Raw genomic sequence first — 5127 nt, 5'->3', positions numbered from 1 at the left:
CCTCGACCACTCCGTCGGCGTACCGCAACGCCTTTCGTCGGCCGCCGCGGGCCGACTTCTAGGTATGGCTCTCCTCTAGGCGATGCCACCACCAGTCGTCGAACTCGGTGTGAAACTCGAAGAACGGCCGCCACTGGTCGAAGTGCTCCGTCGGATCGACCGGTTCGCCATGGCGATACACGCGGAATCGATCGCAGACGAGCCCGTGCCCCGGGTTGGGTTCGCCGGGGCCGGGCACCCGAAAGGTCGCGGCCTCGGCACCATCGATGAGCCGCTTGTCGTCGTAGAACCAGACGCTTTCCCCGTCGGCCGCGTATCCGTGCCCAAGATCGGCGAAACACTGCGGTTTCGCGCCGCGAAGTCTGACGCCGTAGAAGTAGACGCACTCGTCGTCGCGGGCGAAGACGCTGGTATCGACGAGCGGTTCCACCAGTCCGTCGCGAAAGTTCAGTCGGACTTCGGGAATGACTTCGAATGCGTCGGGGCTCTTGGTCCGGATCGTCTTGTCGGTGATGTAGTAGGCACGACGGAAGTCCTTGGCGTAGCGCAGGTTCAGCACTTCGAAGCTGAGCCGGTCAGCGTCGACGACGGTGAACCAATAGGGCTTGGGATTGCGGCCGCCGTGTTGCCCCTGCCCGTAGACATGGGCGGCATCGCGCAGCCACCGACCACCGATCCACTCGAAACTCGTCGGATCCGGTTGGATGGCCACCCCGGCCTTGTCGATCAGTGGCGCCCCGTCGTAGTAGACCTGGCTGCCGTCGTGACTGTAGTAAACCAGGCTCGCCTCCGCGTGATCGGCGATGTGCTCCGCGGTCCAGTCGACGTGCTCGAAGGGTCCGATCCGTGGATTGCCGATGGCGGCCTTGCGAATGTGGCGGGCACACGATTGCAGCGATACCGGATCCGGCTCGTTGAGCGTCCAGCGCGGGCCGAGGATCATCCGCACGATCGCAGTGTCGTCGGCTTCCCCGAAATAGTCCTGATAACCCCATTCCCACAGGGCCAGACGGGCATAGGCCGTATTCAGCGGCTCCCACTGCGATTTGGTCAGCCCGAGCAACGGTAGGACGTCGTCCAACGTCCGCCCGGTCGACAGATAGAACTGCGCCGCAGCGAAGACGTCATAGGGAATGATCGGGCGCTCGTGCCCAGCCGGTGGCGGCGGACCGCTGACCGACATGTTCATCGACCGTCCTCCCCGCCAGGGGCCACGTCGCCCTGCGGCTCGCGCCGCCGTCACATCCTAAGTCCCGCTGCCCGTCTGGCCGGCCGCGACCGTCACTTGGCAGGCGCCGTGAGGTCGTAGACCGTGTCGGTCCCGACCGTCGTCGGAGTGAAGTGCGCCGCCACCCACTTCGTGATGTCGGTGTGCGCCGCGCGAGGGCCGAATCCTCCGGGACGATGCTCGTCCGACGGGGCGATGTAGTAGGTGATCCGGTGGTTGGCGACGTCCTGTTGGAACTCGCCCAACGTCGGCGCCGGGTCGCTTCCGCCGAATCCACCGATGGCCATCACCGCGGTGTCCGTGGACAATTCGAGGCCGGCAGCGCCGTTGGAGCGGTTGATGGCCGCCGACCAGTCGGTGTGGGTGTTGCGCAGCAAGGCCTCCAGCTGGGCGTTGTCGTCCTGGCCCCAATTCCCGCCGCGGTGTCCGTCGGCCCTGGCGGGTCCGACCGTGGGGCCACCACCCTCGTGGGGTTGGCCGAGCGTCGCGAACGAGTACGCGGCGGCGCCACCAAGCACCCCGCCGATCAACCCGACCATCAGCGCCGCGACCGCCAAGCGGTGGCGCGCCTGCGACCTCACCGCGAGCAGCAGTCCGGCGGTCGCGACGACGGTGACGGCGAGGATCGCCCAGCGCAGTGCCGGCATCCATTCGGCGTTGCGACCCAGAATCCACCAGCTCCAGACTCCGGTGCCGAGGATCATCGCCGCCAGAGAGCCGCGACCGAACCACGAGTCCCGCTTGTCCCACGCCTCGTGGATGCCGATCGCCAACATGCCGCACACGGCGGGCACGAACGAGAGGCAGTAGTAGGGGTGGACCATCGACTTCATGTAGCTGAGGACGAGCCCGTCGACCAGCATCCAGACGCCGAACACTATGGCCCCCGCCCGAACGAGGTCGGTGCGCGGGGCCCGGCGCCGTGAGATGAGCACCAGCACCAAGGCGAGCAGTGCCGCGGGGAGCAGCCAGCCGATCTCGAACCCGAACTCACCGGTGAACATCCGCGTCACCCCTTGCGGGTCGCTGCCGAAGCCGCCGAACCCGCCGTGGTGACCGTGATTGACCTCGAACGTTGCGCCTGCCGCAGCCCCGACGTCGGGACTTGGCTGAAAATTGTTGTTGCCTTTGCCCAGGACGCGCGCGAACCCGTTGTAACCCAGGACCAGGTTCATGAAGTTGTTGTCCGTCGAGCCGGCGATGTATGGCCGCAACGAGGCAGGCCACAGCAGGGTCAGCAGGACGAACCAGCCCGCCGAGGCGAGGAAGGCGACCAGTGCCCCGAGCAGGTGCAGCAGCCTCCTGCGGACCGACGTCGGCGCGGCGATCAGATAGACCAGACCGATCGCGGGCATCACCATGATGCCTTCCAGCATCTTGGCGAGGAACGCGAAACCCAGCGCGACGCCCGCCAGGGCGATCCACTTTCCGCTGGCGTGCTCGAGGGCGCGGACCGCGCAGTAGACGGCAGCCATCATCAGCAGCACCATCACCGCATCGGGGTTGTTGAACCGGAACATCACCGCCGCGACCGGCGTGAGCGCGAACGCCGCCCCGGCGAGCAGCGCCGCGTTCGGTCCGCTGATCCGGCGGACTGCGGCGTAGAGCAGCGCCACCGTGGCGACGGCCATGAGCGCCTCGGGGATCAGCATGCTGGCGCTGCCGAAGCCGAAGATCTGCCCGGACAGACCCATCACCCACTGCGACACGGGTGGCTTGTCGACGGTGATGAAGTTCTGGGAGTCCAGCGACCCGAACAGCAGGGCCTCCCAGTTCTTCGACCCGGCCTGCGCGGCACCTGCGTAGAACTGGTTGCCCATCCCGTTGATGGTGATGTTCCACAGGTACATGACCGCCGTCGCCGCAAGCAGGATGCCGTATCCGAGGCGATCCCAGGTGCGACGGGTGAACCTTGGCGAACGGGCCGGTTCGGCGGTCTCAGTTGTCGTGGCAGGCGGTTCCAACGTCGTTGTCACACAGCCAGTTAGTCAGCCTTACCGTCGACGGACCTGTGTGGAAGCGGTGAGAACGCTGGGATGCTCGCATCGTTGCGGTAACTGATCGCGACTACGCTCGTTACCTGAGACGACGTCGTCGCCGCCGTCATTCCCTGGTCGGACCAGGAGCCCTGGAGGGAACCCTTCAATGCGCATCCCGCTCCGCGCGTACGTCGCGTGTGTGACCGCCGTCGCAGCCGTGCTCACCGGGTGCGCCGCACCACGCGACGCCGCACCCCAAGATCACGCACTCCCCCTGACCCCGCCGATGGGGTGGAACTCCTGGAACTCCGGCACCGAGCTCACCGAGCAGACGGTCGAGGAGACCATCGACGCGATGGTGTCCTCGGGGATGCGGGATGCCGGCTATCGGTACGTCAACCTCGACGCGGGCTGGGACAACCAGCGCGGACCCGCGGGCGACCTGCAGCCCGACCCCACCCGCTTTCCGCACGGCATCGCCGCACTGGCCCGCTACGCTCACGACCGCGGCATGCTGCTCGGCCTGTATGCCAGCCCGTTCAACGAGCGCTGCAGCGTCAATCCTGCGATCGCCAGCGCGGGCCACGAGACCACCGATGCACGGACGTTCGCGGCCTGGGGCGTTGACTTCCTGAAGTACGACTGGTGCCGGCTCGACGCGGACCATCAGGAGCAGGTGCGGGTCTTCACGGCGATGCGCGACGCGTTGCGGGCCAGCGGCAGGCACATCGTCTACGGCATCAACCCCAACAGCGGTGGCGATCACACCGCCGGGGAACGTTACGACTGGTCGCAGATCGCCGACATGACCCGCGCCACCGCCGATCTGGTCCCGGTGTGGCGCGACGCGATGCCCACACTGGGACCCTTCGACTCCTTCGCCGCGGGTTCGGAGCTCGGGGTACCCGACGAATTCGCTGGCGCCGCCGCGGCCGTTCCCAGCAGACCCGGTTACTGGAATGACGCCGACATGCTCGTGGCGGGGCTGGGCTGGAATCAGTATGTCGCGGGCCACTATCCGTCGATCCGCAAGCACCTCACCGTCGGCGACGTCCGTCCGGACCAGCTCGAGGACCTTCATGCGATGGCGGCGATGTCGGATCTGCAGTTGACCCACCTGCTCGACACCCAACCGAACCTCTCCGATACCGAGCAACGTGCGCACTTCTCGTTGTGGGCGATGCTGGCAGCGCCCCTGATCGCGGGCAACGACATCCGGGCCATGTCGGCGACGACCCGCGAGATCCTCACCAACCGCGACGTCATCGCCGTCGACCAGGACCCGCTGGTGCGACCCGCCCGGCCACTGCCTGCCGACCCGCGGGTGCTGGTGCGGCCGCTCGAGAATGGCGCCGTCGCCGCCGCCTTCTTCAATCGCGCGGACACGCCTGCCACCATCGGCACCGACGCCGCAGCGATCGCCATCGCTGCGGCGTCCTGCTACACCGTGCGAGACCTGTGGGCGCACAGCGAGACCACCACGACCGGCGCCATCACAGGTGGCACGGTGGCGCCGCACGCGGTCACGTTGTTGCGAATCACTCCGGGCTGTCGGTAGCGGGGGCTTCGTCGGCCTTCAGTGGGCGCACCAGCGCCCAGATGATGAAGCCGGCCGCAACGACGAGCAGGAACAGCCCCACCCACCAGTTGGCCTCCGTGCCGATGTACAGGTCGGAGCGGTTGCCCGCCGCCGCCGGGTCGTGGTGATCGCGCAGGACCGCGGGCACGAACCCGGCGATGGTCAGAACGACGCCGTAGATGGCGAGCAGCGCGCCGATGATGTTGCGGATGTCGAACAGCTGCGATAGCACTCTATTCGCGTGGGGGACGGCCATTTTCGGGCTCCGATCTAGTGCAAGACCTGGTTAGTGGAAGACGATGTTGAAACCGATGGCGAGGATCAGCATCACGGCGCCGAGC

The 5127-nt window shown here is 67.1% G+C and carries 4 protein-coding genes; 1 reads left to right on the top strand and 3 read right to left on the bottom strand.

Features of this window, described 5'->3' with window-relative positions:
- Positions 1–58: 58 nt before the first annotated feature.
- Complete coding sequence (locus ACRDUX_RS05970) at positions 59–1189, bottom strand: DKNYY domain-containing protein (RefSeq protein ID WP_526411950.1); 1131 nt, start codon at positions 1187–1189, stop codon at positions 59–61.
- Positions 1190–1281: 92 nt separating this feature from the next.
- Complete coding sequence (locus tag ACRDUX_RS05965; protein ID WP_526411948.1) at positions 1282–3204, bottom strand: ArnT family glycosyltransferase; 1923 nt, start codon at positions 3202–3204, stop codon at positions 1282–1284.
- A gap of 169 nt (positions 3205–3373) precedes the next feature.
- Here ACRDUX_RS05965 and ACRDUX_RS05960 point away from each other — a divergent pair, with 169 nt between their 5' ends.
- Entirely contained in the window at positions 3374–4765 is a 1392-nt protein-coding gene (locus ACRDUX_RS05960; RefSeq protein ID WP_526411946.1) for a glycoside hydrolase family 27 protein, read from the top strand.
- Here the strand turns inward: ACRDUX_RS05960 and ACRDUX_RS05955 are convergent.
- Positions 4746–5042 (bottom strand): hypothetical protein, encoded by a 297-nt coding sequence (locus ACRDUX_RS05955; protein WP_526411944.1) that lies wholly within the window; start codon positions 5040–5042, stop codon positions 4746–4748. The genes ACRDUX_RS05960 and ACRDUX_RS05955 overlap by 20 nt on opposite strands.
- Positions 5043–5127: the final 85 nt, after the last annotated feature.

The organism is Mycobacterium sp. (genome assembly GCF_050701675.1).
Classification (GTDB): domain Bacteria; phylum Actinomycetota; class Actinomycetes; order Mycobacteriales; family Mycobacteriaceae; genus Mycobacterium.
The sequence above is the reverse complement of the archived record's forward strand: the minus strand, read 5'-3'. Positions and strand labels throughout refer to the sequence as shown.